This window comes from Streptomyces sp. NPDC058284, from assembly GCF_042881135.1.
GTDB lineage: Bacteria > Actinomycetota > Actinomycetes > Streptomycetales > Streptomycetaceae > Streptomyces.
Genome location: NZ_JBHVYE010000007.1, coordinates 174,823 through 200,712, shown reverse-complemented (window position 1 = coordinate 200,712; position 25,890 = coordinate 174,823). Strand labels below are relative to the sequence as shown.

Annotated in this window: 20 protein-coding genes; 9 read left to right on the top strand and 11 right to left on the bottom strand. The window is 72.0% G+C overall.

Annotation, left to right across the window (positions count from 1 at the left end):
• Window positions 1–25 precede the first annotated feature (25 nt).
• A complete protein-coding gene (locus ACFVYR_RS13085) occupies window positions 26–1,663 on the top strand; it encodes an extracellular solute-binding protein (protein WP_384257047.1) in 1,638 nt (545 codons plus the stop codon).
• Between the two features lie 123 nt (window positions 1,664–1,786).
• Complete coding sequence (locus ACFVYR_RS13080; protein ID WP_384257045.1) at window positions 1,787–2,842, top strand: LacI family DNA-binding transcriptional regulator; 1,056 nt, start codon at window positions 1,787–1,789, stop codon at window positions 2,840–2,842.
• A gap of 55 nt (window positions 2,843–2,897) precedes the next feature.
• Here ACFVYR_RS13080 and ACFVYR_RS13075 read toward each other — a convergent pair whose 3' ends face one another.
• Genes ACFVYR_RS13075 through ACFVYR_RS13065 form a run of 3 tightly spaced genes read right to left on the bottom strand, consistent with a single transcriptional unit; the run spans window position 2,898 to window position 5,921 of the window.
• Window positions 2,898–3,701, bottom strand: coding sequence for an alpha/beta fold hydrolase (locus ACFVYR_RS13075; protein ID WP_384257042.1), 804 nt, complete (start codon window positions 3,699–3,701; stop codon window positions 2,898–2,900).
• Window positions 3,698–4,474: a DUF998 domain-containing protein gene (locus tag ACFVYR_RS13070; RefSeq protein ID WP_384257040.1), complete on the bottom strand. Its 777-nt coding sequence runs from the start codon at window positions 4,472–4,474 to the stop codon at window positions 3,698–3,700. The genes ACFVYR_RS13075 and ACFVYR_RS13070 overlap by 4 nt, the downstream gene beginning before the upstream one ends.
• On the bottom strand, window positions 4,461–5,921 hold the full coding sequence (locus tag ACFVYR_RS13065) for an APC family permease (protein WP_384257038.1): 1,461 nt from the start codon (window positions 5,919–5,921) through the stop codon (window positions 4,461–4,463). The genes ACFVYR_RS13070 and ACFVYR_RS13065 overlap by 14 nt, the downstream gene beginning before the upstream one ends.
• 82 nt (window positions 5,922–6,003) lie before the next feature.
• Here ACFVYR_RS13065 and ACFVYR_RS13060 point away from each other — a divergent pair, with 82 nt between their 5' ends.
• The 3 genes from ACFVYR_RS13060 to ACFVYR_RS13050 all read left to right on the top strand — a co-directional run bounded on the left by ACFVYR_RS13060 (window position 6,004) and on the right by ACFVYR_RS13050 (window position 10,241).
• The gene (locus ACFVYR_RS13060; protein WP_384257035.1) at window positions 6,004–6,591 is read left to right on the top strand and encodes a hypothetical protein; all 588 of its coding nucleotides are present in this window, start codon (window positions 6,004–6,006) and stop codon (window positions 6,589–6,591) included.
• A 138-nt stretch (window positions 6,592–6,729) separates the two neighbouring features.
• Complete coding sequence (locus tag ACFVYR_RS13055; protein ID WP_384257032.1) at window positions 6,730–8,385, top strand: multicopper oxidase family protein; 1,656 nt, start codon at window positions 6,730–6,732, stop codon at window positions 8,383–8,385.
• Window positions 8,386–8,477: 92 nt separating this feature from the next.
• Window positions 8,478–10,241, top strand: coding sequence for an NAD+ synthase (locus tag ACFVYR_RS13050; protein ID WP_384257029.1), 1,764 nt, complete (start codon window positions 8,478–8,480; stop codon window positions 10,239–10,241).
• 418 nt (window positions 10,242–10,659) lie between these two features.
• Here the strand turns inward: ACFVYR_RS13050 and ACFVYR_RS13045 are convergent, their stop codons facing one another.
• The 4 genes from ACFVYR_RS13045 to ACFVYR_RS13030 form a co-directional block, all read right to left on the bottom strand.
• On the bottom strand, window positions 10,660–11,880 hold the full coding sequence (locus ACFVYR_RS13045; RefSeq protein WP_384257027.1) for an MFS transporter: 1,221 nt from the start codon (window positions 11,878–11,880) through the stop codon (window positions 10,660–10,662).
• 157 nt (window positions 11,881–12,037) lie between these two features.
• Window positions 12,038–13,066, bottom strand: coding sequence for an endonuclease/exonuclease/phosphatase family protein (locus ACFVYR_RS13040; RefSeq protein ID WP_384257024.1), 1,029 nt, complete (start codon window positions 13,064–13,066; stop codon window positions 12,038–12,040).
• Window positions 13,067–13,283: 217 nt separating this feature from the next.
• A complete protein-coding gene (locus ACFVYR_RS13035) occupies window positions 13,284–13,880 on the bottom strand; it encodes a TetR/AcrR family transcriptional regulator (RefSeq protein ID WP_384257209.1) in 597 nt (198 codons plus the stop codon).
• A gap of 271 nt (window positions 13,881–14,151) precedes the next feature.
• The gene (locus tag ACFVYR_RS13030) at window positions 14,152–15,753 is read right to left on the bottom strand and encodes an MFS transporter (RefSeq protein ID WP_384263807.1); all 1,602 of its coding nucleotides are present in this window, start codon (window positions 15,751–15,753) and stop codon (window positions 14,152–14,154) included.
• Window positions 15,754–15,945: 192 nt separating this feature from the next.
• Here ACFVYR_RS13030 and panB point away from each other — a divergent pair, with 192 nt between their 5' ends.
• The 3 genes from panB (at window position 15,946) to ACFVYR_RS13015 (ending at window position 19,032) form a co-directional block, all read left to right on the top strand.
• Complete coding sequence (panB, locus tag ACFVYR_RS13025; RefSeq protein ID WP_384263809.1) at window positions 15,946–16,845, top strand: 3-methyl-2-oxobutanoate hydroxymethyltransferase; 900 nt, start codon at window positions 15,946–15,948, stop codon at window positions 16,843–16,845.
• A 334-nt stretch (window positions 16,846–17,179) separates the two neighbouring features.
• Entirely contained in the window at window positions 17,180–18,208 is a 1,029-nt protein-coding gene (locus ACFVYR_RS13020; RefSeq protein ID WP_384263811.1) for an ATP-binding cassette domain-containing protein, read from the top strand.
• The gene (locus ACFVYR_RS13015) at window positions 18,205–19,032 is read left to right on the top strand and encodes an ABC transporter permease (RefSeq protein ID WP_384263814.1); all 828 of its coding nucleotides are present in this window, start codon (window positions 18,205–18,207) and stop codon (window positions 19,030–19,032) included. Before ACFVYR_RS13020 ends, ACFVYR_RS13015 begins: the two co-directional genes overlap by 4 nt.
• Window positions 19,033–19,052: 20 nt before the next feature.
• Here ACFVYR_RS13015 and ACFVYR_RS13010 read toward each other — a convergent pair whose 3' ends face one another.
• On the bottom strand, window positions 19,053–22,340 hold the full coding sequence (locus ACFVYR_RS13010; protein WP_384263816.1) for an ATP-binding protein: 3,288 nt from the start codon (window positions 22,338–22,340) through the stop codon (window positions 19,053–19,055).
• A gap of 423 nt (window positions 22,341–22,763) precedes the next feature.
• Between ACFVYR_RS13010 and ACFVYR_RS13005 the strand changes: the two genes are divergently transcribed.
• Window positions 22,764–23,576 (top strand): site-2 protease family protein, encoded by an 813-nt coding sequence (locus tag ACFVYR_RS13005; RefSeq protein WP_384256607.1) that lies wholly within the window; start codon window positions 22,764–22,766, stop codon window positions 23,574–23,576.
• On the opposite strand, the gene ACFVYR_RS13000 is transcribed toward ACFVYR_RS13005, so the two are convergent.
• The 3 genes from ACFVYR_RS13000 to ACFVYR_RS12990 all read right to left on the bottom strand — a co-directional run bounded on the left by ACFVYR_RS13000 (window position 23,566) and on the right by ACFVYR_RS12990 (window position 25,817).
• On the bottom strand, window positions 23,566–23,784 hold the full coding sequence (locus ACFVYR_RS13000; RefSeq protein ID WP_384256609.1) for a hypothetical protein: 219 nt from the start codon (window positions 23,782–23,784) through the stop codon (window positions 23,566–23,568). The genes ACFVYR_RS13005 and ACFVYR_RS13000 overlap by 11 nt on opposite strands.
• Window positions 23,785–23,945: 161 nt before the next feature.
• Window positions 23,946–24,698 (bottom strand): NADPH-dependent F420 reductase, encoded by a 753-nt coding sequence (gene npdG, locus ACFVYR_RS12995; RefSeq protein ID WP_384256612.1) that lies wholly within the window; start codon window positions 24,696–24,698, stop codon window positions 23,946–23,948.
• 9 nt (window positions 24,699–24,707) lie between these two features.
• Window positions 24,708–25,817, bottom strand: a complete 1,110-nt coding sequence (locus ACFVYR_RS12990) for an exo-alpha-sialidase (protein ID WP_384256614.1) — start codon at window positions 25,815–25,817, stop codon at window positions 24,708–24,710.
• Window positions 25,818–25,890 lie beyond the last annotated feature (73 nt).

Genomic DNA, 25,890 nt, shown 5'->3' with positions numbered 1-25,890 from the left:
GCTCATTCACGTGTCCGGTTCCTCGATGTCGCGGCGCACGCTGCTCCGCTCCATAGCCGTCGGCGGCGCCGCGCTCGCCGCCCCGTCCGTCCTGACCGCCTGCTCGACCGACTCCGGCGGCGGCGGCGACGTCTCCAACGCGGGCCACGAGGCGGCGCCCTGGCCTGCGTACATCCCGGCGAAGGGCCCCGCCCCCGACCTCGCACCGACCGCCGAGGGCGTGCAGCCCGGGTACACGAAGTACCCGGAGAAGCTCGTGCGGGCGACGGCCGAGAAGCCGGGCACCGGCAAGCAGAAGATCAAGGTCATGACCATCACCTACGGCACCCCGCCGAAGCCGGCCGGCGAGAACAAGTACTGGCAGGCCGTCAACGAGGCACTGGGCGTCGAGGTCGAGTTCACCGTCGTCCCCGACGCGGACTTCCGCGCGAAGATGTCGACGCTGATGTCGGGCGACGACCTGCCCGACATGATCAACTTCGGTGGCGGATACGTGCTCCCGCGGGAGTCGCAGTTCGTGAAGTCCCGCTGCGCCGACCTGAGCGACCACCTGTCCGGCGATGCGGTCAAGGACTACCCCAACCTCGCCAACATCCCCACGTACGCCTGGGAGGGCATGGGCCGCATCGCCGGGCGCGTCTACGGGCTGCCGATCGAGCGCGCCAAGGTGCAGGGCGCGATGTTCATCAACCGCGAGGCGTTCAACGAGGCCGGGTACGAGCCGGGCATGTCCGCGGCCGACTTCCGGGCGATGGCCGCAGAGGCGTCGCGAGGGAAGAAGTCCGCGCTCGGCGCTTCCACGGTGGGCTTCTTCGGGTACCTCTACCACGCGATGTGGCACGGCGCGCCCAACCAGTGGCAGATCAAGGGCGGCAAGGTCACCGACATGTACGGGACCGACGCGTTCAAGGCCGCCCTGGAGTACATGGCCACGCTGCGCAAGGACGGCTGCTACAACTCCGACGCCACATCGATCTCCCAGGTCGACCTGAAGACCCAGTTCTACAACGGCACCGTCCGCTCGATGACGGACGGCTGGGGCGCCGCCATCTCCAACGCCCAGGGCATCAAGGACGAGTTCACCCTGGACGTCGCCGAGCCGTACGCCGTCGACGGCGTCACACCCGTCTACCAGCAGAACCGCGGCTGTTTCGGCTACACCGTCATCAAGAAGGCCTCCAAGGACCGCGTCAGGCTGATGCTCCGGGTGCTCGACTGGCTGGCCTCGCCGTTCGGCTCCAAGGAGTACGAGCTGATGCACTACGGCGTCGAGGGCACTCACTTCACGTACAACAAGGACGGCGACCCGGTCGCCACCGAGACCGGTCTGATCGACTCCAAGACCAACCTGCCGTTCCCGTACCTGATGGACGCCCCGCAGCCGCTGTACTTCCCCGGCTTCCCCGACCTCACCGAGCGGCTGCACGCCTGGGAGAAGAAGGTCGTCCCGCTCCTCGTGCCCGACGACCACTGGGGCCTGATGTCGCAGACGTACAACCGGCAGGGCGCCACGATGCAGCAGATCATCGAGGACGGCGTGACCGCCATCGTCTCTGGACGCAAGAAGCTCTCCGAGTGGGACGCCATTCATCAGAAGTGGCTGTCGCAGGGCGGCAGGCGGTCCAGTGAGGAGTTCCTGAAGGAGTACGAGGCCGCGCACTGACCCGGCGGGCGGGCGCGCGATGATGGTCCGGGGCGGGGCGGCGTGCGGCAACTCCTCCCCGGGACCGGCGGGTTGGCCGCCGGACGATCAAGGACCGGCCGGTGGCCGGGTGAGGGAGACACAGTGGGTGAGCGGGTCACCATCCGCGAGGTGGCCGCGCGCGCGGGCGTCTCGGTAGCGACCGTCTCGCGGGTCCTCGCGGGCAACTACCCGACGTCCACGGCGTCGCGCGCCAAGGTGCTGCGGGCGGTCAAGGAACTGGACTACGTCGCCAACGCGCACGCGCGCGCGTTGGCGGGTGCCGGGCGCAAGACGATCGCGGTCCTCATGTACGACGTGGTCGGGGCGTTCTACGCGCAGGTCGCGCAGGGCGTGGAGGTGGAGGCGGCCCAGCGCGGCCGGCTCACCCTGGTCGCGTCGACGGGCAGCGACCCGGCGCGCGAGCTGGCGCTGGTCCAGATGATGCGGGAGCAGGCCGCCGAGGCCGTGATGCTGGTGGGCGGCGCCGTCCAGGACGACGAGTACCGGCAGCGGATGGCACGGTACGCGCAGGCGCTCGCGGCGGCGGGCTCCCGGCTCGTGCTGTGCGGGCGCCCCGCGCCGACGCCCGACATGCCCGCGCTGGTCGTCGAGTACGACAACGAAGCGGGCGCCCACGCCGTCACCAGCCACCTCCTGGGCGCCGGCCACCGCCGGATCGCCCTGCTCGGCTACGAGCCCGGCAACACGACCGGCGAGGACCGCCTCGCCGGCTACCTCCGGGCGCTCGACGACCACGGGGTGCCCCGCGGTGAGGCCGTCCTGCACGGGTCCGGCTTCGGGCAGAACAACGGCTACCGCGCGATGCGCGAACTGCTCGAAAGGGCGGGCGGCAGGCCCGACTTCACCGCGGTCTTCGCGGGTGACGACCGCGCCGCAGCGGCGGCGATCATCGCCCTGCGCGAGTACGGCCTGCGGGTCCCGCAGGACATGTCGGTGGTCGGCTACAACGACGACCCGGTGGCCGGGGACATCACCCCCGGCCTGACGACGGTCCACATCCCCGCCGAGGAGATGGGCCGCACGGCGGTGCGTCACGCCCTCTCCGGCGCTCCGCTCGCGGGCCAGGAACGCCACGTCCTTGGCACACACATCGTGATCCGGGAGAGCGTGCGGCCGGTACGGGGGGCACGGGCGTAGGGGGCCTGCTCCTACCTCGGCGGCTCGGTGCGGGCAAACGGGCCCCACCCGCGCATCAGGCGCCCCGCGCCCCCGCGAGGACCGCCGCCGCCACGTCCCCAGGGCGGTCCCGCATCACCAGATGCCCCGACGGCCGCGCCACGCGACACGTCCCGCCCAGGTTCGCGGCCAGCCCCCGCTGCCGGTCGACCCACCGCCGCGAACCGCCCGCGTACGCGGCGAGCACCGTCACGGGCGCCCCCTGCGGCAGCGGGAGGGCCCGCCGCAGCCCGGCGAGTTCACGCGCCGCGTCACCGTACGTCGCGTACTCCATGAGCGTCCCCCGCCACACACGGCTCCTGCCGTAGACCCACGCCCAAGGAGTCGGCGCCGCAAGCCCGCGCAGTGCGGGACCCACCGCGCGCGGCAGCCCCGCCGCGCACAGCAGCGTCCCGCACGCGCGCGTGCCCGCCACCCGCATCCCGCGCGGCACGCGCACCCGCGGCCGCTCCTCCACACTGGAGTCGACCAGGACGAGCCCCTCCGTACGCTCCGGGTACAGCCGCGCGAACGCCTCCGCGTGGAACCCGGCGAGCGAGTGCCCGACCACCGTCACCCGCGCCCCGCCGAGCCGCACCGCGTCCAGGAGCGCCAGGATCCGCTCCGCCTCGCCCCGCAAAGTGGGCGCCACGCGCGCGTGGCCGCTGAGTCCGAGCCCCGGCCGGTCGAAACGGACCACCGTCCGGTGCGGGGCGAGCAGCGGCACCACCGGGTCCCAGTCGAACCAGCCGAGCCCCAGCCCGGCGCTCAGCACGCACACCGGGCCGCTCCCGACCACCTCGACGTGGTGCGGCACTCCCCCGACGCGTACGAAGGTCACCGCCGCTCCGCCGCCGTCGAACGCGCGAGCACCACCAGCCAGACCGCGATGAACAGCACCTGAAGGCGCTGGGCGATCCCCAGGCCCCACGTTCCCCGGCCGGCCTCGAACGCGGCGATGGCCGCCAGCGTCCAGCAGGTGGCGGCCAGTTCGAGGAGGACGACGAGGGCCGCCCCGGTGCCCGCGAGCGGCTGCCGCGTACCGGTGTCGCGGCGCGCGGCGACGGTGAGCAGCACCATGCCGGCCAGCATCCCGGTGACGGCCACACCGCTGCTGACCGCGTGCGCGGAGTGCGTCCAGGGGGCGGCGCCCGCACGCACGCGCGCCAGGCAGCCGGTGTCGGAGGTCGCAGCGCAGCTCAGCGGCAGCCGCGAGTCGGCCGCGGTGGCTACTGCGAAGAGCGCGATCCCGGCCAGGCCCGCCGTGGTCCAGCGCCCCCGGCGCGGCAGCCACGCCAGCGCGCCCGCCGCCGCGACGAGGACCAGGAGGCCCGCCAGGAGGTCCGCGGCGCGGAAGAACGTGCCGTAGGGCTGGTCCTCGGCGGCGAGTTCACTGACGTACGCCACACGCGGCGAGAGCCCGGTCGACAGGAACACCTCGGTCACCCAGGTGCTGTACGCGAGGGCGCCCGCCAGGAGCAGGGACGCCAGGAGCCGTACGGCGGCGGCCCGCGATCCGCGCGGCCTTCGCGAGGCCTGTGCGGGCCTGGGGGCGGTGGCTGCTGCCGTCGGAGGTGGTGGTGCCGGGTGGCCGGAGACGCTATGGGCGCACATGTGCGGACCGGTGCTCGGGATGGATCCAGCCGGGTTTGCGGAACTTGAGGAAGGCCGCGGGCGCCAGGACGCCGAGCGCGAGGAGGCCCCCGCCGACGATCAGCAGGTAGCGCCACAGCGGGCCCTTGCCGAACTGGTCGGGCGGTACGAAGCCGATGGCCAGCGCGAGGAGCGAGGCGACGAAGCCGACGGTCGCGACGAGCGTCACGGCGGGCACCACGAAGCCGCGCTCCACCTCCGGCCGCGCCTTTCGCAGCCGTACGACGGCCACGAACATCAGCAGGTACGCGATGAGGTAGATCTGCACGGTGATGACGGAGAACATCCAGTACGCGCTGGAGACGTCGTCACTGAAGGCGTAGAGGACGCCGATCAGCGTGGTGACGACGCCCTGCGCGACCATGATGTTCCGCGGGACGCCCGCCTTGTTGAATTTCTGCAGGAAGGGCGGCAGGTAGCCCTCCTGCCGGGAGAGCGTCACCAGCCCCTTGGCGGGCCCCGCGAGCCAGGTGAGCATGCCGCCGAGCGCGGCCATGACGAGCATGATCCCGACGACCTTCGTCAGCCAGCCGACGTGGAAGTGGTCGAAGAACGCCTGGAACGCCTGCATCAGACCGGCCGTGAGGCTGAGCTCCTCGGACGGCATCACCCAGCTGATCGCCAGGGCCGGAAGGATGAAGATCAGCAGGACGAGGCCGGTGGCGAGGAAGATCGAACGCGGGTACTCGGTGCGGGGCCGACGCAGCGACGACACATGGACGCCGTTCATCTCCATGCCCGCGTAGGAGAGGAAGTTGTTGACGATGAGGACCAGGCTGGCGAGGCCGGTCCACGGGGGCAGCCAGTGGTCGGGGCTCATGGCGGAGGCGTTGCCCTGTCCCAGGAAGACGATGCCGAGGACGACGAGGGCGACGCCGGGCACGAGGGTGCCGATGACGAGCCCCAAGGAGGAGAGCCCGGCGACCGTCCTGGTCCCCCGGCACGTGATCCACACGCCCGTCCAGTAGATGACGACGATGACGATCGCCACGTAGAGGCCGTTCTCGGCGAGGCTCGGATGGATGACATACGCGAACGTCGAGGCGACGTAGGCGAGCAGGCTCGGGTAGTACGCGATGGTCATGGCGAACTGGCACCACACGGCGACGAACCCGAGCGGCTTGCCCAGCGCCTCGCTGACCCACCGGTAGATGCCGCCGGACCAGCCGGAGGCGAGCTCGGCGCCGACGAGGGCGGTGGGGAGCAGGAAGACGACGGCGGGCAGGAGGTAGAGGAAGACGGCGGCCAGCCCGTAGATGGCCATCGAGGGCGAGGGGCGCAGGCTGGCCACGGACGCGGTGGTCATGAGGGCGAGCGTCACCCACGAGATGAACTGGCGCGGGATGGCGGGGTCAGGCTCGGGCAGGGCCCGTTCGCCGTTCTGTACCGGTTCGTCCTGACTCGTCATGCGCTCCATGATCGTCGGAATGCGAATGGTCCGCATGTTGCGCGTATACCCGGCGGGGGTAGGGGGCGGTAGGGTTTCCCGCATGGCGAGGACGAGGGGCCGCACGGGGCACGGGCAGTTGCTGCTGCTCGCCGCGCTGCTTTTCGGGATCGTGACGATGCATACGTTGGGGCACCCTTCGGGGCATCCGCCGGATCGTCCGTCGGGGCATTCGTCGGGGCGTCCGTCGGGGCATCTGCGGGGCGGGCATGACGGGGGCTCCGCCGTCGCGTCGGCGCCGATGGGCCCGGCGGTGTCGTCGGTGGTGTCGTCGACTGTGTCGTCACCGATGTCGTCACCGACACGGCACGACATGGGTACGGCGCCCGCCGCCGCCCCGCACGACGTCGGCCCCGGTGCGCTCCTGCCCGCGGAGGACCGTGACGCCGCCGTCATGGAGAAATCCGCGTCCGCCCCGGAGCCGCACGGCGGCATGAGCATGGATCCGCTGTCCGTGTGCCTGGCGGTGCTCGGCGCCTTCACGCTCCTGCTGCTCGTACGGGCCGGACTGCTCCGGCCGGGCGGGACGCTCGCCCCGCTGCCCGCGCCCTGGCGGCTCCCGCATGCCCTGCGGCCCAATCCGCCGCCGCCTCGGATACTTCTCGCCCGTCTGTCGGTGCTGCGCATTTAGAGCCGCGCACCGGCTGCTTCGCGCTGCCCGCGCGACACGTGCCTTTCCGGTGGGAACCCCCGGGGGCCGAGCGGTGTACCAGAAGCAGCAGATGCGCCCGTTCACACGCACACCACCACGACGAGGTGTCACTCAGTCATGCGAAAAGAAGCTCCGCACACCCCTTCACGCCGCACCGTGCTCGGCGCCGCGGCGGCCGTCGCCGGGACGGGAATCCTGACGGCGTGCTCCGGCTCGGAGCCGGGCGCCGGCCACGGCGGCCACGGCCGGGGCGGCGCGTCCGCTCCCGGAAGTTACGTTGATCCGGCGGGCCAGGAGGTCGCGGCCGCCGAGAAGAGGCGCGGCAAGGGCGGCCGGGTCCGCGAGGTGCGGCTGACGGCCGTGGAGTCCCGGCTCGACCTGGGCGGCCCCACGGTGAGGACCTGGGCGTACGGGGACCGGCTCCCCGGCAAGGAGGTCCGTGTCACCGCGGGCGACACCCTCGCCCTCACCCTCGCCAACCACCTCCCGCAGGCCACATCCCTGCACTGGCACGGCATCGCCCTGCGCAACGACATGGACGGCGTCCCCGGCCTCACCCAGAAGGCCATCGCCCCCGGAGCGGACTTCACCTACCGCTTCACGGTGCCGGACCCGGGGACGTACTGGTTCCACCCGCACTCCGGCACCCAGCAGGACCGCGGGTTGTACGCGCCCCTGATCGTCGAGGACCCGAAGGAGCCCCTGCGGTACGACAAGGAGTGGGTGGTCGTCCTGGACGACTGGGTCGACGGGGTGGACGGCTCGACGCCGGACGCCGTACTGGCGGAACTGAGCAAGGGGATGGCCGACCACGGCGGTGGCGGCGGTGGCGGCGGTCACGACATGGGCCACGGCGGTCACGACATGTCGAGCATGTCACTGCGGACGGACCGCTCCCCGAGCCCGAAGCGCCCCGCCGCCTCCGCCGACTCCCCCGGCCCCTCCCGGATGATGATGGGCGCCAGGAGCGACCTCCTTGGCGGCGACGCGGGCGACGTGGCCTATCCGCACCACCTCATCAACGGGCGTACGGCGAAGGCACCTTCGCAGTTCCGCGCCCGCCCCGGCGACCGCATCCGCCTGCGCATCATCAACGCCGGCGGCGACACGGCCTACCGCGTGGCACTCGGCGGCCACGAGATGACGGTGACGCACACGGACGGCTCCCCCGTGCGGCACGCGAAGACCGACGCGCTGCTTCTGGGCATGGGCGAGCGGTACGACGTACTGGTCACCGCCAAGGACGGTGTCTTCCCGCTGACGGCACTGGCCGAGGGCAAGAGGGCGGCGGCCCTCGCGCTGCTCCGCACGGGTGGCGGCTCCGCGCCGACGGCATCGACCCGCCCGAAGGAGCTGACGGGCCGCCTCCTCACCGCGGACCGCCTCAGGTCGCACGAGTCGGTCGCCCTGCCCAGCCGCGAACCGGACCGCACGATCGAGCTCCGCCTGACGGGCGGCATGGCCGCGTACGACTGGGCCTTCGACAAGAAGCCCTACTCCCCCGGCCGGCGTCACCCCGTCCGCTCCGGCGAGCGGGTCCGCCTCACCTTCGCCAACGCGACCACGATGTGGCACCCCGTCCACCTCCACGGCCACACCTTCGCGCTGGCGAACGTGCGGGGCGGCCCCCGCAAGGACACCGCGATCGTCCTGCCGAACGGCACGCTGTCGGTGGACTTCGAGGCGGACAACCCCGGCCTGTGGATGATCCACTGCCACAACGTCTACCACGCGGAGGCGGGGATGATGACGGTGCTCGGCTATCGCGGGTAGTCGTCGCTCCGGGGGCACGGGGCGCCTCGCGCGGGGCGCCCCGTGCCCTCCCGCCCAGGCATCGCGTCGCTCTGACGATTACACTGGGGCGCGTGCCTCAACTACGCCTCGCTCTGAATCAGATCGACTCGACCGTCGGCGATCTCGCCGGGAACGCCGAGGCGGTCGTCCACTGGACCCGGCACTCCGCCGAGCAGGGGGCGCATCTCGTCGCGTTCCCCGAGATGGTGCTGACCGGGTATCCCGTCGAGGACCTCGCTCTGCGTTCGTCCTTCGTCCAGGCCTCGCGGGAGGCGCTGCGCGCGCTCGCCGTGCGGCTGCGGGACGAGGGGTTCGGGGAGTTGCCGGTCGTCGTCGGCTATCTCGACCACACCGAGGAGGCCAAGCCGAAGTTCGGCCAGCCCGCGGGGGCCCCGCGCAACGCGGGAGCCGTGCTGCACCGCGGCGAGGCCGTCCTGACCTACTCCAAGCACCACCTGCCCAACTACGGCGTCTTCGACGAGTTCCGCTACTTCGTGCCGGGTGAGACGCTGCCGGTCGTGCGGGTGCACGGCGTCGACGTGGCGCTCGCCATCTGCGAGGACCTCTGGCAGGACGGCGGGCGCGTGCCGGCCACCCGCAGCGCGGGCGCGGGCCTGCTGCTCTCCATCAACGCCTCGCCATACGAGCAGAACAAGGACGACCAGCGTCTGGAGCTCGTGCGCAAGCGCGCCCAGGAGGCCGGCTGCACCACCGCGTATCTCGCGATGATCGGCGGTCAGGACGAGCTGGTCTTCGACGGTGACTCGATCGTCGTCGACAAGAACGGCGAAGTCATCGCGCGTGCCCCACAGTTCTCCGAGGGGTGCATCGTGCTGGACCTGGAGCTGCCGGCCGCCGCCCCCGTACCGCCGTCCGGTGTCGTGGACGACGGGCTGCGCATCGAGCACGTCACGCTCTCCGAGGAGCCCCTCCCCGCGTACGACGCCGAGCTCACCGGCGGGTACGCCGAGCGGCTCGACGACGACGAGGAGGTGTACTCGGCGCTCGTCGTGGGCCTGCGCGCGTACGCCGCGAAGAACGGTTTCAGCAGCGTCCTGATCGGCCTCTCCGGCGGCATCGACTCGGCGCTCACCGCCGCCATCGCCTGCGACGCGCTCGGCGCGCAGAACGTGTACGGCGTCGCCATGCCCTCCCGCTACTCCTCCGACCACTCCATCGGCGACGCGGAGGAGCTGGCCCGGCGCACCGGTCTCAACTTCAGGACCGTGCCGATCGCGCCGATGTTCGACGCGTACATGGGGTCCCTCGGGCTCACCGGACTCGCCGAGGAGAACCTCCAGTCGCGGCTGCGCGGCACGATGCTGATGGCGCTCTCCAACCAGGAGGGGCACATCGTGCTCGCGCCGGGCAACAAGTCCGAGCTCGCGGTCGGCTACTCGACGCTCTACGGCGACTCCGTCGGCGCGTACGGCCCGATCAAGGACGTCTACAAGACGGCGATCTTCCGGCTCGCCGAGTGGCGCAACCGTGCGGCGCGGGAGCGGGGCCAGACGCCGCCGATCCCCGAGAACTCCATCACCAAGCCGCCGAGCGCCGAGCTCCGCCCCGACCAGGTCGACACGGACTCGCTCCCCGACTACCCGGTCCTCGACGCGATCCTGGAGCTCTACGTCGACCGGGACCAGGGCGCAGACGCGATCGTGGCCGCGGGCTACGACCGGGAGCTGGTCGTCAAGACGCTGCGGATGGTGGACACGGCGGAGTACAAGCGGCGGCAGTATCCGCCGGGGACGAAGATCTCCGCGAAGGGCTTCGGCAAGGACCGTCGACTGCCGATCACGAATCGGTGGCGGGAGGCGGTCGTCGGCGACTGAGGGTGGGTGCCGGTGCCCTGTCCCGCCGCTGCGCGGCGGATGGGGCCGTTTCCCGTCGCGGTCTGCTTTCGCCCTGCGGGCGGTGGGGTCCTTCCTTGCCCGCCGCTTCGCGGCGGATTGGGCCGTTTCCCGTCGCGGTCTGCTTTCGCCCTGCGGGCGGCGGGGTGACGCCTGCCCCGCCCTCCTTCTCTCGTGGGGTGCTTTCGCGCTGCGGGCGGTGGGGTCCTTCCTTGCCCGCCGCTTCGCGGCGGAGTTATCCCACCCGCCCACCCGTTTGCCCCGCACCGAATGGGACCGTAGGGGCACCTACCGCACCTACCGCACCTGACGTCGCGGGGTGAACGGGTGGGCGGGTGGGGAAAATCCGCCGCGCAGCGGCGGGGCAGGACACCCGCCAACCGCCCCCGGCAAGGGAGACCTACCGGCGAACCGGCTCCCGCGCGGGGGACGACGACGCCACCACCCGCTCCGCACCCGGTGCCGCACCCGGCCCCCGACGGACGTCCACCACGTACGCGAGGCCCGCGACCGCCAGGCCGAGGAGGGCGAGGACCGCGCCGGTCAGCGCCGGGGACGTAACCCCGAAGCCCGCCGCGAGGGCGAGGCCGCCGATCCAGGCGCCGCCCGCGTTGGCGAGGTTGAACGCGCCCTGGTTCGCGGACGAGGCCAGCGAGGGGGCCGCCGACGCCTTCTCCATGACCATGAGCTGCAGCGGCGAGCCCGTCGTGAACGCCGCCATGCCGAGCAGGAAGACGGCGATCGCCGCGCTCCATCCCGCGCTCATGAGCAGCGGGAAGAGCGCCAGGACCACGGCGAGCCCGGTGAGCCCGCCGAAGAGCGTGCCGCGCAGCGAGTGGTCGGCGAGGCGCCCGCCCATCAGGTTGCCCGCCGTCGCGCCCACGCCGAACAGCGCGAGGAGCAGCGTGACGCTGGACTCGGCGTAGCCCGCCGCGTCGGTGAGCATCGGCGTGATGTAGCTGTACGCGGAGAACAGCGCCCCGAAGCCCGCGACGGTCGTGCCGAGCGCCAGCCAGACCGGGACGCTGCGCAGCGCCCGGAGCTCGCCGCGCAGGCCGCCCGCCTCGCCGTGGCCGTGGTCGGCGGGGACGAGCAGGGCCAGCGCCGCGATGGCGGCGAGGCCGATCGCGCTCACCGCGAGGAACGTGGCGCGCCAGCCGAGCTGCTGCCCCATGGCGGTGGCCACGGGCACGCCCACGATGTTGGCGACGGTCAGGCCGAGGAACATGAGGGAGACGGAGCGGGCCTTGCGCTCGGGCGCGACGAGCCCCGTGGCGACGACCGCGCCGACGCCGAAGAAGGCGCCGTGCGGCAGGCCACTGACGAAGCGCGCGGCCATCAGCAGGTGGTAGTCGGGGGCGGCCGCCGACAGCGCGTTGCCGACCACGAACAGGACCATCAGGCCGATCAGGACGCGGCGGCGCGGCAGCCGCGCGGTGACGGCGGCGAGCAGCGGGGCGCCGATGACCACGCCGAGCGCGTAGGCGGAGACCAGGTGACCGGCGGTGGGGATGGATATGTGCAGGTCGTCGGCGACGTTGGGCAGCAGGCCCATCATCACGAACTCGGTCGTGCCGATGCCGAAGGCGCCCACGGCGAGGGCGAGCAGGGCCAGGGGCATGAAGAAGTACCTTCCACGGAAGCGGGGGGGTGCGGTGGGGACACGGCGCGGGAACCAGGAGAGGCCGAACCCGTAAGTTTACGTACGGAACAAAGCCGCGCCCACCGAGTATTCCGTGAGCTCACGTCCGTGGGATCAAAAACGGACGACGAGGACGTTACGACGAGAGGTCGACCCGCGCCGCGATCGGCAGATGGTCGCTGCTCGTCTCCGGCAGCGTCCAGGAGGAGACCGGCTCGACGCCCTTGACCATGATCTGGTCGATGCGCGCCATCGGGAACGACGCGGGCCAGCTGAAGCCGAATCCGTCGCCCGCCGCGCCCTGCGTGGAGCGCAGCTGGGAGGTGACGGCGTTCAGCGCGCGGTCGTTCATGGTGCCGTTGAGGTCGCCGAGGAGGACGACCTTGCCGATCTTCTCGTCCTCGATGGCCTCGCCGAGCGCGTCGGCGCTGTTGTCGCGCTGGTTGGCGGTGAAGCCCGCGTCGAGCTTCACGCGCACCGACGGCAGGTGCGCGACATACACGGCGACCTCGCCCTTGGGGGTGTTCACCGTGGTGCGCATCGCGCGGACCCAGCCCAGCTTGATGTCGACGGGCTTGGTGTCGGTCAGCGGGTACTTGCTCCACAGACCCACGGTGCCCTTCACCGAGTGGTACTTGTACTCCCCGGCCAGCGCCTTCTCGTACGTGGGCACGGCGCTCGCGGTGAGCTCCTCCAGGGCGATCACGTCGGCGCCGGAGGCCGCGACGTCCTGGGCGGTGCCGGTCGGGTCGGGGTTGTCCGCGTTCACGTTGTGCGTGGCCACGGTCAGGTCACCGCCGGTGGCCGACTTGGAGGTGATCAGACCGCCGAACGAATCGATCCAGATGACCAGGGGCAGCAGCAGGGCGATCAGCGCGGTGGCGGACTTGCGGACCAGCGCGATGACCAGCAGCACCGGGATGAAGAGGCCGAGCCAGGGCAGGAAGGTCTCGGTCAGGCTGCCGAGGTTGCCCACGTTGTTGGGGATCTGCGCGTGGAAGAGCATCACCAGCGCGATGAGGACCGCGGCCCCCGCGGTGACGAGGCCGCGCCGCCAGATGCCCGGGTCGCCCCGCCAGCCGTCGAGCAGGCGGCGGAGCCTGGACCCCGGACGCTCGGGCCCCGAGCCGCCGCTGCCCGTCTCCGTCATATACGCCTGCGCCATGCTGTCGTCGCCTCACTGCTGCCGTGCACACCGTCTGTCCCGCCCCCGCAAACCCTAGGCGATGATCGGGTGTCGTCCCTGCCGTCCACGACGGCCGTACTGGCACCAGGACGAACGGGGCGGCGCGGCAGGTTCCTGAGCGACCGGGTCGGACCGCTTCTGTGACGGAATGGGCACATCTGTGACCGGATGGCGGTCACAGATGTGCCCATTCACTTCACTTCGGTCCGCGCAGGCCCGCGAGCACCGCGTCGACGATGCTCTGCGCGAGATTGTCGTCGAGCGGCGCGTCCTGGCGCATGACCGTGCGCAGCAGCATGGGGCCCACGAAGAGGTCGTTGGCCATCTCCACGTCGACGTCGGCGCGCAGTTCGCCGTCGGCGACGCCCCGCCGCAGCACGTCGAGCATCATGCGGCGACGGGGCGCGACGACCGTCGCCTGGTACGCCTCCCACAGTTTGGGCAGGGCTTTCATCTGCGCGAAGACGTTGTGCAGCAGGGCCGAGGACCGCATGTTCAGGCCGCGGCGGCGCAGGCTCTCCAGGAGGCAGATCAGATCGTCGCGCATCGAGGTGCCCGGCAGCTCGGGGTCCGGCTCCTCGAAGACGCGCATGACGTCGACGAAGAGGGCCTCCCTGCCGTCCCAGCGCCGGTAGATGGTGGCCTTGCCGACGCCTGCCGTGCGGGCGATCCGCTCTATGGACAGCTCGGTGAGCGGGAGGCCGTCCTCCATGAGGCGCACCACGCCCTCGATGATCGCCTGCTCCACGGCCTCGCTCCGGGGCCTGCCCCGGCCCGCCCGGCCCTGCGGCATCCTCCTGGCGAGGTCACCCTCGTCCGCGACCCGCACGCCCTTGTGGACCACGTCGCCCCTCTCCCCTCACTCGCGCCGGCTGCCGCGCCGATTCTGCCTCAGAGCCTGTGTCATATCCCCGGTCGGATCAGTGGGCGTCGTCTGGTGCGTGCGATCGCAAGGCGCCGGGAAGTCCTCGTAGCAGAGCTACTAGGGCTTTTCGGCAACGCGGCGAGCGTGCGTGCCAGGCGGCGACCACCCGGCCGGGGATATGACACAGGCTCTCAGGCCCTCAGCTGCGCCCGGCGGCGCCCACCGGCTCGGCCGGCTCCTCCTGCGGGCCCTCGTCCGTCGGCGTACGCCCCGGCAGGAAGAGGAAGACGACCAGTGCGCCGACGACGGCGACGCCCGCGCCCCACAGCGCCGTGACATGCATGGCGTGCAGGAACGAGTCGTTGGCCGCGGTCACCAGGGGCTCGCCCTTGGGGCCGAGCTTCGCGGCGACGCCGAGGGTCGCCTCGATGGACTCGCCCGCGGTGTGCCGGGCGCTCTCGGGCAGCATGCCGAGCTTGTCCTCGATGCCGCCCCGGTACGCCGTGGAGAGCACGGAGCCGAGGACGGCGATGCCGAGGGCGCCGCCGACCTGCCGGAAGGTGTTGCTGAGCGCGGACGCGGAGCCGGCCTTCTCGCGCGGCAGCGCCTGCATGATCACGACGCTGGTGGGCGTCATGACGTGCGCCATGCCGGTGCCGATCAGGAAGAAGACTGTCTCGAGGAGCCAGATCGGCGTGTCCGCCTCGAGGAACGTGAAGGCCGTCAGGGCCGCCGTGACCAGGAGCAGTCCGCCCGTGCACACGGCCCGTACGCCGAAGCGGTCGACGACGAGGCGGGCGCGCGGCGCGAAGATGAGCTGGGACACGGCCAGCGGCAGCATCAGCAGGCCGGTCTGCAGCGGCGAGTAGCCGCGCACGCTCTGGGTGTAGAAGACGGAGAAGAAGGTCACACCCATCAGTGCGAAGAAGACGAGCGCTATGGCGCAGATCGCCGCGGAGAAGACCCGGTTCTTGAAGTAGGCGATGTCGATGGAGGGGTGGTCGCTGCGCTTCTCGTACAGCACGAAGGCGGCGAGCACGACGAGGCCCGCGAGAGCGGTCCCGACGACGGCCGGGTCGGTGAAGTCGGCGAGCTGACCGCCCTTGATGATGCCGTAGACGAGCAGTACCAGGCCGACGACGGAGAGGGTGACGCCGAAGAGGTCGATACGGCCCGGCCTGGGGTCGCGCGAGTCGGGCACCAGCCAGATCATCAGTGCCAGGGCGACGATCACGATCGGTACGTTGATGAGGAAGACCGAGCCCCACCAGAAGTGGTCGAGCAGCACGCCGCCGGTGATGGGCCCGATGGCGATGGCGAGGCCGACGCCGCCTGCCCAGATGCCGATGGCCTTGGGCTGCTCGTCGCGCTCGAAGACGTTCATCAGGATGGCGAGTGTGGCCGGCATCACGAAGGCGGCGCCGAGGCCCATCAGCGCGCGGAACGCGATGAGCTGCACGGGCGAGCCTGACATCGAGGCGAGCGCCGAACCGAGGCCGAAGACGACGAGCCCGCCGAGCAGGACCTTCTTGCGGCCGAGCCGGTCGCCGAGCAGGCCCGCGGTGAAGAGCAGCCCCGCGAAGACGAGCGTGTAGGCGTTGATCGCCCACTCCAGTTCGCTCTGGGTGGCTCCGAGGCCGGTCGGTTCGGGGGTGGAGATCGTCTTGATGGCGACGTTCAGGATCGAGTTGTCGAGCACCACGATCAGGAGGCTGAGCATCAGCGCGCCGAGGATGGCCCAACGGCGCCGGTGGACGGCTTCCGGAACGCGCGAAGTGGTGGGCATGGCAGGGGAATCCATGCGTATCAGCGTAAACCTATTTCGATACGAGACCGTCTCGTATTGGAAAGGCCTTGGGGCGGGGGTGGGGAAGACTTTGCCGAACGGCCCGGCCCGGGGGGACCACTAGCCCGGAGCGGCACGGGATGCCACCATGGAGGTGATCCGGGGACGCCGTCAGGGCGCCTCGAGATGACAGAAGGAGCCGTTGCGATGACGCAGCTTTCGGCTGCCCAGAAGAGCGCCGACATCCCGCAGAACCCCGGTACCCCGCAGAGCACCGACAGCAGCAAGGCGCTGTACGGCGGCAAGGGCACCCGGCGCATCACCGTCCGCGACATCACCGCCGCCAAGGAGCGCGGCGAGAAGTGGCCCATGCTCACCGCCTACGACGCGATGACCGCGTCCGTCTTCGACGAGGCGGGCATCCCCGTCATGCTCGTCGGCGACTCGGCGGGCAACTGCCACCTCGGGTACGAGACGACCGTGCCCGTCACCCTCGACGAGATGGCCATGCTGTCCGCGGCGGTCGTACGGGGCACCAGCCGCGCCCTGATCGTCGGCGACCTGCCGTTCGGCTCGTACCAGGAGGGCCCTGTCCAGGCGCTCCGCTCGGCGACCCGGCTCGTGAAGGAGTCGGGGGTCGGCGCGGTCAAGCTGGAGGGCGGCGAACGCTCCCTGGCCCAGACCGAGTTGCTGGTCCAGTCGGGCATCCCTGTCATGTCCCACCTCGGCCTGACGCCGCAGTCCGTGAACACCATGGGCTACCGCGTGCAGGGCCGCGGCGACGAGGCCGCCCATCGGCTCCTGAACGACGCCAAGGCCGCGCAGGACGCGGGCGCGTTCGCGGTGGTCCTCGAACTGGTCCCCGCGGAGCTGGCCGCCGAGGTCACCCGCTCCCTGGCCATCCCGACCGTCGGGATCGGCGCGGGTGCCGAGTGCGACGCGCAGGTCCTCGTCTGGACGGACATGCTGGGCCTGACCGGCGGGAAGATGCCGCGCTTCGTCAAGCAGTACGCGGATCTGCGGGGCGTGATGTCCGGCGCGGCCAAGGCGTTCGCCGAGGACGTGGTGGGCGGGGCGTTTCCTGAGGCGCGGCATTCGGTTCACTGACGTGGTGGGGCGGGCGTTCGCTCGCCCCTGGGCGGGTAGGGGGTTGTTCTGCGCCGCCGCTTCGCGGCGGATCCATACCACCAACCCACCCGTTCACCCGGCGATGTCAGGTGCTGTAGGAGCTCCTACGGTTTCCGTGCGGTGCGGGGCAAACGGGTGGGCGGGTGGGGAGATCCGCCGCGAAACGGCGGGACAGGGAAACCCACAGCGCGCCGGCCGCACCCCCAGCCGTCCGCAGGACCACCATCCGCAGGACCACACCGCCGACATCCCACCGAAGGCCTGTCGGTGGGATGTCGGCGGTTTGTCGGTGGGGCCTGGCATCTTGTGGGGCATGACGCGAATCGACATGAACCCCGGCGGCGCAGGGAGCGCGGTCACCGTAAGGGGACTGGTCAAGCACTACGGCGAGACCAAGGCACTGGACGGCGTGGACCTCGACGTGCGCGAAGGCACCGTCCTCGGCGTGCTCGGACCCAACGGCGCCGGCAAGACGACCCTCGTACGCTGCCTCTCCACACTCGTCACCCCGGACTCCGGCTCGGCGACGGTCGCCGGGTACGACGTGTTCCACCAGCCCCGCCAACTCCGCCGCGTGATAGGCCTGACAGGCCAGTACGCGGCGGTGGACGAGAAGCTGTCGGGGCGCGAGAACCTCTACATGATCGGGCGGCTGCTCGACCTGTCCCGCAAGGAGTCCAGGTCCCGCGCCGACGGTCTCCTTGAGCGGTTCTCCCTCACCGAGGCCGCCAAGCGCCCGGCGAGCACGTACTCCGGCGGTATGCGCCGCCGCCTCGACCTCGCCGCGTCGATGATCGGCAGCCCGGCCGTCCTCTACCTGGACGAGCCGACGACCGGCCTCGACCCGCGTACCCGCAACGAGGTGTGGGGCGAGGTCAAGCGCATGGTCGGCGACGGCGTGACCGTGCTGCTCACCACCCAGTACATGGAGGAGGCCGAGCAGCTGGCCTCCGAGCTGACGGTCATCGACCGCGGCAAGGTCATCGCCAACGGCGGCATCGAGGAGCTGAAGGCGAAGGTAGGCGGCCGCACCCTGCGCGTGCGCCCCGCGGACCCGCTGGAGCTGCGCCCGCTGGCGAACGCCCTCGACGACCTGGGCCTGACCGGCCTCGCCACCTCGACCATCGACACCGAGTCCGGCACGGTCCTCGTCCCGATCCTCAGCGACGAGCAGCTGACCGCCGTGGTCGGCGCGGTCACCGCGCGCGGGATCACGATCGCCTCGATAGCCACCGAACTGCCCAGCCTGGACGAGGTGTTCCTGTCCATCACCGGCCAGAAGGCCAGTGCCCCGCAGGACGCCCGCCCGACCGAGAACGAACTCGAGGAGGTCGCCGTATGAGCGCCACCACTCTCGCGGCCCCCCTCACGAAGGGGGACGCGGACGCCCACATCGGGCTGCGTGCCCACGTCCGCCACACCAGCGCCCTGGTCCGCCGCAATCTGCTCTGGATCCGCCAGGACCCGGAGTCGATGTTCGACGCGGTCCTGATGCCGATCGTCTTCACCCTGCTGTTCGTGTACGTCTTCGGCGGCTCGATCGGGCAGGCGCTCGGCGGCGGTCAGGACCAGTACGTCCAGTACGTGGTGCCCGGCATGATGGCGATGATGAGCATGAACATCGCGATGGCCGTCGGCACCGGCTTCAACCAGGACTTCCAGAACGGCATCATGGACCGGTTCCGCACCCTGCCGATCGGCCAGGGCTCGGTCCTCTTCGCCAAGATCGTGGTGGAGCTGATGCGGCTGCTCATCGCGACGACGATCATGATGATCGTCGGTGTCCTCGTCGGCTTCGACATCACCAACTGGGGCGGCCTCTTCGCCTCCGTCGGCCTCTCCGCGCTCTTCGGCACGTCCATCATGTGGATCTTCCTGGTGCTCGGTGTCACGATGAAGAGCGCCCAGTCCGTGCAGGCGATGGGCTTCCTGGTCCTGATGCCGCTGCAGTTCGGCTCGTCGATCTTCGCGCCGACGAAGTCGATGCCGGGCTGGCTCCAGGGCTTCACCGACTACAACCCGCTCTCCTCTCTCGCGGACTCCGCGCGCGGCCTGATGGTCGGCGGCCCGGTCGCGCACGACCTGTGGGTGACGGTCGGCTGGTCGGTGGCGCTCACGCTCGTGATGGCGCCGATCGCGATCCACAAGTTCCGCACGAAGAACTGATCACCGGGGACCGCCCCGGGTCACGCGACGCACAGGGCGGCGGCCTCCTCGAAGGTGAGGCCGCCGCCCTGCGCGTACGCCGACTCGTAGGTGTCGTCCCCGAGCGCGGCACGGGACAGCCGCTCCGCGCCCGCACGGATCTCGCGCTCCATCGTCGTCGCGACATGCGCCGGCGGCAGCTCCCGGTCGGCGACGCCGAGGAGCCGCGCGGCGTCTCCCGCGCGGGCGCCGCCTGCCATCCGGGACAGGGCGAGTGCGGCGGTCCACAGATGCACGGAGACCATCTGCGGGGCGACCATCCGCGAGAGCGGGTCGAGGGCCTTGCCGAAGGCCGCCGCCACCTTGGCGACGCCCTCGGCGTACCGGCCGTCCAGCGCGTCGAGCCAGGCCGTGAGGCCGAGCACGGCACTGTCGAAGACCGCGTAGCCGATGGGGCTGAACTCCTGGCGCAGCAGCCGCAGATGCTCGCGCGCCTCGTCGGTGCGGCCGGTGCGGCCGAGCGCCATGGCGAGGAAGAGGCGGGCGGCGGGCATGGCCTCGCCCGCGTGGTGGCGGCCGGGGTTCTCGATGACCTCCCGCAGCATCGCCTCGCCGCGCGCGAAGTCCTCCGCCCGCTCCGGCGCGTCCGTCAGGAGCGAGCCGAGGCGGGCCCTGAGCAGGACCACCTGGGTCTGGGCGTCGACCTGCTCGGCGTACTCGATGGCGGCCCTGAAGTCGTCGGCGGCCAGGGCGAGTTCGCCGCGCCGCTCCCGCGCCTCGCCTCGTGCGGAGAGCGACTCGGCGATGCCCCACACATCGCCCAGCTCCCGGAACCCGCGCAGTGCCTCGTCCGCGTCGCGGATGGCGTCGCCCGCCCAGTCGGTGCGGTTGGCGAGCATGTTGGCGCGCATCTGCAGGGCGGCGGCGAGCTCCCAGTCGAAACCGAACTCGCGGCAGGCGTCGACGGTCGCGTCGATGGTGACCCGCAGCAGTTCCATGTCGCCGCCCAGCATCACCGCGAAGAACCAGAGGTTGCCTGGCGCCCGGCAGGTCTGCGGGAGGCCGGGGCGGTACGCCTCCCGGACGCCGCGCAGCTTCTCCTCCGCCTCCCGCGTCTGCCACAGGTCCACGTCCATGTCCATGCAGGCGAGGTGGAGCAGGTGCACTCCGCGGCGGGCCTCCGCCAGGACCTCGGGGCGCATCGGCGGGGGCGCGGCCGTGCACGGCTCGTACAGCGGGGGCGCGGGGGTGACGGGCGGGGCGAAGGGGTCGGGGCCCAGCGCCATGACGTCGCGGGACCAGTTGCGGGTCTCCGTGCGCAGGCCGCGCATCTGCCAGTACCAGGAGAGGGAGAGGACGAGGCAGAGCGCCTCGTGCTCGTCCCGGGCGGCGATCGCGCGGCGCAGGGCGGTGCGCAGGTTCTCGTACTCGGTCTCCAGCCGTTCCACGGCCGCGTACTGGCCGCTGCCGCGCAGTTCGGGATCGGTGGTCCTCGCGAGCTCGCGGTAGTGCACGAGGTGCGCGCGCTCGGCGACGTCCCGGTCGCCCGCCTCGTCGAGCCGCTCGCCCGCGTACTCCGCGACGGTCTCCAGGAGCCGGTAGCGCATGCCGCCGTCCGGAACCGGCGAAGGCGCCGCGACGACCAGGGACTTGTCGACGAGGGAGCCGAGCAGGCCGGCCACGTCGTGGGTGCCGCCGTCGACGGCGCACACCTCTTCCGCCGCGCTCAGGCCGCACCCGCCGGCGAAGACCGAGAGCCGGCGCAGCACGGCCCGCTCGGCCTCGTCGAGGAGTTCCCAGGACCAGTCGACGACGGCCCGCAGGGTCTGCTGGCGGGGCAGGACCGTACGGGCGCCGCTGGTGAGGAGGCGGAAACGGTTGTCCAGGCGGTCGGCGATCTGGCGCGGGGAGAGCATCCGCAGGCGGGCCGCGGCCAGTTCGATGGCGAGCGGCAGGCCGTCGAGGCGGCGGCAGATCTCGGCGGCCGCCTCGGGGTCCCCGTCCACGGTGAACCCGGGCCGCGCGGCGGCGCCCCGCTCGGCGAACAGCCGCAGGGCGACCGGCTCGGGCAGCGGCTCCACGGGGCGCAGCAGCTCTCCCGGTACGCCCAGGGGTTCACGGCTGGTGGCGAGGACCGTCAGTCCGGGGCAGCGGGCGAGCAGCTCGTCGGCGAGGCGGGCGGCGGCCTCGATCACGTGCTCGCAGTTGTCCAGGACGATCAGCATGCGGCGGGCGGCGCAGTGGTCGACCAGCCGGGCGAGCGGGTCCTCGCCGTGCCGCTCCGAGATGGCGCGCAGCTCCTCGGCGCCGGCGCCGCGCAGCACGCTCTCGCGGGCGCCGAGTGCGGTGAGGACGGCGGCGGGGACGTCCGCGGGGTCCTCGACCGGCGCGAGCTCGGCGAGCCATACGCCGTCAGGGACGCCGTCGGCGACGGCCTCGGCGGCCTCCTGCGAGAGCCGGGTCTTCCCGGCGCCGCCGGGTCCGAGGAGGGTGACGAGCCTGGCCCGCGTGAGATCGTCGCGCAGCGCGTCGATGTCGGCCTCGCGGCCGACGAAAGAGGTGAGTCTGGCCCGGAGGTTGCCGGGGGCGCGGGGCGGCGCGGCGACGGGCGGGTCCCGCAGCAACTCCTCGTGCAGGGCGCGCAGTTCGGGGCCCGGGTCGACGCCGAGCCGGTCCGCTATGTCCCGTCGTACGCCGTCGTACGCGGCGAGCGCCTCCGCCTGGCGCCCCGTGTCCCGCAGCGCGCGCAGCCGCAGGGCCTGCAGCGGCTCGTCGAGAGGGTGGGCGTCGCAGAGCGCGGCGAGCTCGGGCAGGGCCTGCTCCGCCCGGCCGAGGGCGAGGGCCGCGGTCATCCTGGCGCGGCGGGCGTCCAGGTGGCGCGCGTGCCAGCGGGCGGCTTCCGCGGTGTGCTCGGGCAGGTCGGCGAGGGGCTCGCCGGTCCACAGGGCGAGCGCGTCGTCCAGGAGCGTGGCGGCCTTCGCCGGGTCGCCGTCGGCCACCGCGCGCCCGGCGTCGGCCACCAGCCGGTCGAACCGGAACACGTCCACGTCGTCCGGGTCCGCGCGCAGCCGGTAGCCGCCGTCCAGCGAGGCGACGGCGTCCGCGCCGATGGCCCTGCGGAGCCGGCCGACCAGCGCCTGCAGCGCGCCGCTCGCGTCGGCGGGCGGTTCCGCGGCCCACACCTCGTCGACGAGGACCGCGACGGGGACGGTGCGGCCCGCGCGGAGGGCGAGGGCCGCGAGGAGGGCGCGGAGGCGGGCGCCGCCGACGGGGGCGGGGGTTCCGTCGGGGCGGATGGCTTGGGCCGAGCCCAATACGCGGTATCGCACGGGACCATTGTCCCTGCCCGGGGGCAGGGGTCCCCTTCCGTCTCCCCTAGCGGGGATGGGCGGGTGGGTGGGTATCTCCCCCCGTCTCCCATCTGCGGGTACGAACGGGCCCGCCGCTTCGCGGCGGATGTATCCCACCCACCCACCCGTTCACCCTGCGACGCACGGCCGGAGTAGGGACACGCCCCCACCGGGCCGCAGCCGCGAAACCGGCCGGAGGGGACGTGGGGGTATGTGCGAACGGAGCACCGAGCATCCTGTAGCCCCATTGTTCGTGCAGCGTGACGCAGGGATAGCGAGTACGCACATACCCCCGCGGCCCCGCCCCACAGACGCACCCGAGGCGCACCAGCCCAAGCGCAGCCGCACACGACCCCGTACGGTCGAGCCAGCCAGACCGTCCGACTCCAGGAGCCCCGCCCCATGACCACCGCCCCCAGCCGCCGCAGCGACCGGCGGATCAGCCCCGTCTTCCTGGGCATCGTCGCCGTCACGGCCGTCTCCGGCTGGGCCGCCTGGACCGGTTTCGCGGACAACCCCGGAGTCGCCGTCTTCCTCTTCGTGACGGCCGCCTGGATCGTCTCGCTCTGCCTGCACGAGTACGCGCACGCCCGCACCGCCCTGCACAGCGGCGACATCTCCATCGGCGCGAAGGGCTATCTGACCCTCAACCCGCTCAAGTACACGCACGCCCTGCTCAGCATCGTGCTGCCCGTACTCTTCGTGATCATGGGCGGCATCGGCCTGCCCGGCGGCGCGGTCTTCATCGAGCGGGGCCGGATCCGGGGCCGCTGGAAGCACAGCCTGATCTCGGCGGCGGGCCCGCTGACGAACGCGGCGTTCGCCGTCATCTGCACGGCGCCGTTCTGGCTGCACGCCCTCGACGGCGTCCCCGCCACGTTCCGCTACGCGCTCGCGTTCCTCGCGCTGCTCCAGGTGACCGCGGCGATCCTGAACTTCCTGCCCGTCCCGGGCCTGGACGGCTACGGCGTGCTCGAACCCTGGCTCTCGCACCGGATCCGACGCCAGGTGGAGCCGTTCGCGCCATTCGGTCTCCTCGCGGTCTTCGCCGTCCTGTGGATCCCGGAGGTCAACCACATGTTCTTCGACGCGGTCGACGCGATCCTGCGCGGCCTCGGCGTCCGGGAGTGGGACCCCTACTGGGGCAAGCAGCTGTACCGCTTCTGGGAGGGCGCGCAGGAGGCCCCGGAGCCGGTGCCGGGGTTCAGTTCGTAGGGGCCGCGGGGGACGCGGGGCCCGCCGCGCCCCGCCGCGCGTCCCGCTCCGCCTTGGCCCGCCGCAGGTAGAACCAGGCCATGTTCGAGGAGAGCCCCGCGAGCAGCACCCAGACGACGCCGAGCCAGCTGCCCTGCGCGAAGGAGATCACGGCGGCGGCGACGGCGAGGGCGCAGACGACGAGGGCGTACACGGCGAGGCGGGGCATGAGGGTCGGGCTCCTGTCGAGTCATGGCGTGGATGCGTACACGTACGCGTACACCTGCACATACACAGGTACACACGTACACCTGCACATAGACGTACGCGTAGACCTGGACGTACTGCCGTCCAGTGTCCCCCATGCCCGCCGCCGCCCCGCACCCGTCCCTACACGTCGGTGATCCGCAGGCCCGCGTGTGCCTTGTAGCGGCGGTTGACGGAGATCAGGTTGGCGACCAGGGACTCGACCTGGTGGGCGTTGCGGAGCCGTCCCGCGAAGACGCCGCGCATGCCGGGGATGCGGGCGGCGAGCGCCTGGACGAGGTCGGTGTCGGCGCGGGCCTCGCCGAGGACCATCACATCGGTGTCGATCTCCTCGACGGCCGGGTCCTGGAGCAGGACCGCCGACAGGTGGTGGAAGGCGGCGGTGACGCGGGAGTCCGGCAGCAGGGCGGCGGCCTGCTCGGCAGCGCTGCCCTCCTCGGGCTTGAGGGCGTACGCGCCCTTCTTGTCGAAGCCGAGCGGGTTCACACAGTCGACGACGAGCTTGCCGGCCAGCTCCTCGCGCAGCGCTTCGAGGGTCTTGCCGTGCCCTTCCCACGGCACGGCGACGATCACGATGTCGCTGCGCCGCGCGCACTCCGCGTTCTCGGCGCCCTCGACGCCGAGGCCGAGCTCCTCGGCGGCGGTGTGCGCGCGCTCGGCCGCGCGGGAGCCGATGATCACCTTCTGGCCGGCGCGGGCGAGCCGGTAGGCGAGGCCGCGCCCCTGGTCGCCGGTGCCGCCGAGGACGCCGACGACGAGCCCCGACACGTCGGGCAGCTCCCAGGGGTCCTTGGCGGAAGCCTTCTTCGCGGCCGGGGCCGAAGCCGTTCCGGAGTCCGTACCCGAGCCGTTCTGCGCACTGTCTGTAGAGGTCATGGGCCGACCTTACTCACCGGTCGCCCCGACCAGGTCCGTGACCGGTATCCGCCGGAAGGAGATGGTCTCGTACGCGCTGAAGTCCCCCGTCTCGTAGAGGAGTCCGACGGTGTCCCGGTCGAGGCGTACGAGATCGGAGTACGCGGCGGGCAGCCCGTCGACCGTGTGGGCGACCTGCCAGGTGGTGCCGCCGTCGGTGGAGCGGCGCACGGTCATCAGGGCCCGGAAGGCGGGGTCGGCGGGCCCGGAGAAGAGGAGCAGATCGGGGTCGCGGAGCTGCAGGACGCTGCCCTCGACGACGGGTCCGGTGAGGGAGGCCTGCGGGCGGAAGGGCTTGACGAGGGTCTCGCCGCCGTCCTGCGAGTGGGCGTCGGCGCGGTTGCCCGGTGCCGGGGAGTCGTTGCGGGTGTTGAGGTAGAGACGGCCGTCGGGGAGTTCGGCGGCGGTGGTCTCGTTGACGTTGACGTAGCCGTCGGTGTTGTCGTCGAGGTAGCCGATGCGCCAGGTCGCGCCGGCGTCGTCGCTGAGCAGGCAGTGTCCGCCGTTGTACTTCCCCTCGGTGCCGTTGTCGGTGCCGAGGGGCGGCAGCGAGTGGTTGGCGGGGACCACGAGGCGGCCGGTGCGGCCCCCGTGCTCGCAGGCCAGCCGCACGGCGTGCCCGGGTGTGGTCGCGTACCACCGCCACTCCGCCTTCTTCACCTGGCCGGTGATCTCGCGGGGCGCCGTCCAGGTGAGGCCGTCGTCGTCGCTGTGCTGCACCCAGACGCGGCGTCCGTCGGCCGCGGGGACCGTGCCGCGGCGGATGGCGTCCTCGGTGGCCGCGGCGGCGTTCCTGACGTGGACGAGGAGGACGCGTCCGGTGTCGAGGACGACGGGGGCGGGGTTGCCCGCGAGGTCCGTGCCGTTCTTGCCGACGGCCTGGAGGGGGCCCCAGGTGCGGCCTCCGTCCTCGGAGCGTTTGAGGACGATGTCGATGTTGCCGAAGTCCTGCTGGGAACCGACACGGCCCTCGCAGAAGGCGAGAACGGTACCGGGTGCGGTCGCCACGACGGCGGGGATGCGGAAGCTCGCATATCCCTCGTGGCCCGCGCGGAAGGGAACAGACGTCTCAGCGGTCATCCCCCGCCCTTCCCCACCTCGGGGGAATTCCCCGTGAACTCCCGGTGACGAGTGGCTCGTTGGGGCAGGATGC

What these genes read in the sequence shown, in the direction of transcription:
- ACFVYR_RS13085 (WP_384257047.1), top strand. Translation starts at nt 26, where the DNA reads ATGTCGCGGCGCACGCTGCTCCGCTCCATAGCCGTCGGCGGCGCCGCG.
- ACFVYR_RS13070 (WP_384257040.1), bottom strand. Translation starts at nt 4,474, where the DNA reads ATGTGCGCCCATAGCGTCTCCGGCCACCCGGCACCACCACCTCCGACG.
- ACFVYR_RS13065 (WP_384257038.1), bottom strand. Translation starts at nt 5,921, where the DNA reads ATGACGAGTCAGGACGAACCGGTACAGAACGGCGAACGGGCCCTGCCC.
- ACFVYR_RS13060 (WP_384257035.1), top strand. Translation starts at nt 6,004, where the DNA reads ATGGCGAGGACGAGGGGCCGCACGGGGCACGGGCAGTTGCTGCTGCTC.
- ACFVYR_RS13055 (WP_384257032.1), top strand. Translation starts at nt 6,730, where the DNA reads ATGCGAAAAGAAGCTCCGCACACCCCTTCACGCCGCACCGTGCTCGGC.
- ACFVYR_RS13045 (WP_384257027.1), bottom strand. Translation starts at nt 11,880, where the DNA reads ATGCCCCTGGCCCTGCTCGCCCTCGCCGTGGGCGCCTTCGGCATCGGC.
- ACFVYR_RS13040 (WP_384257024.1), bottom strand. Translation starts at nt 13,066, where the DNA reads ATGGCGCAGGCGTATATGACGGAGACGGGCAGCGGCGGCTCGGGGCCC.
- ACFVYR_RS13035 (WP_384257209.1), bottom strand. Translation starts at nt 13,880, where the DNA reads ATGCCGCAGGGCCGGGCGGGCCGGGGCAGGCCCCGGAGCGAGGCCGTG.
- ACFVYR_RS13030 (WP_384263807.1), bottom strand. Translation starts at nt 15,753, where the DNA reads ATGGATTCCCCTGCCATGCCCACCACTTCGCGCGTTCCGGAAGCCGTC.
- panB (WP_384263809.1), top strand. Translation starts at nt 15,946, where the DNA reads ATGACGCAGCTTTCGGCTGCCCAGAAGAGCGCCGACATCCCGCAGAAC.
- ACFVYR_RS13020 (WP_384263811.1), top strand. Translation starts at nt 17,180, where the DNA reads ATGACGCGAATCGACATGAACCCCGGCGGCGCAGGGAGCGCGGTCACC.
- ACFVYR_RS13015 (WP_384263814.1), top strand. Translation starts at nt 18,205, where the DNA reads ATGAGCGCCACCACTCTCGCGGCCCCCCTCACGAAGGGGGACGCGGAC.
- ACFVYR_RS13005 (WP_384256607.1), top strand. Translation starts at nt 22,764, where the DNA reads ATGACCACCGCCCCCAGCCGCCGCAGCGACCGGCGGATCAGCCCCGTC.
- ACFVYR_RS13000 (WP_384256609.1), bottom strand. Translation starts at nt 23,784, where the DNA reads ATGCCCCGCCTCGCCGTGTACGCCCTCGTCGTCTGCGCCCTCGCCGTC.
- npdG (WP_384256612.1), bottom strand. Translation starts at nt 24,698, where the DNA reads ATGACCTCTACAGACAGTGCGCAGAACGGCTCGGGTACGGACTCCGGA.
- ACFVYR_RS12990 (WP_384256614.1), bottom strand. Translation starts at nt 25,817, where the DNA reads ATGACCGCTGAGACGTCTGTTCCCTTCCGCGCGGGCCACGAGGGATAT.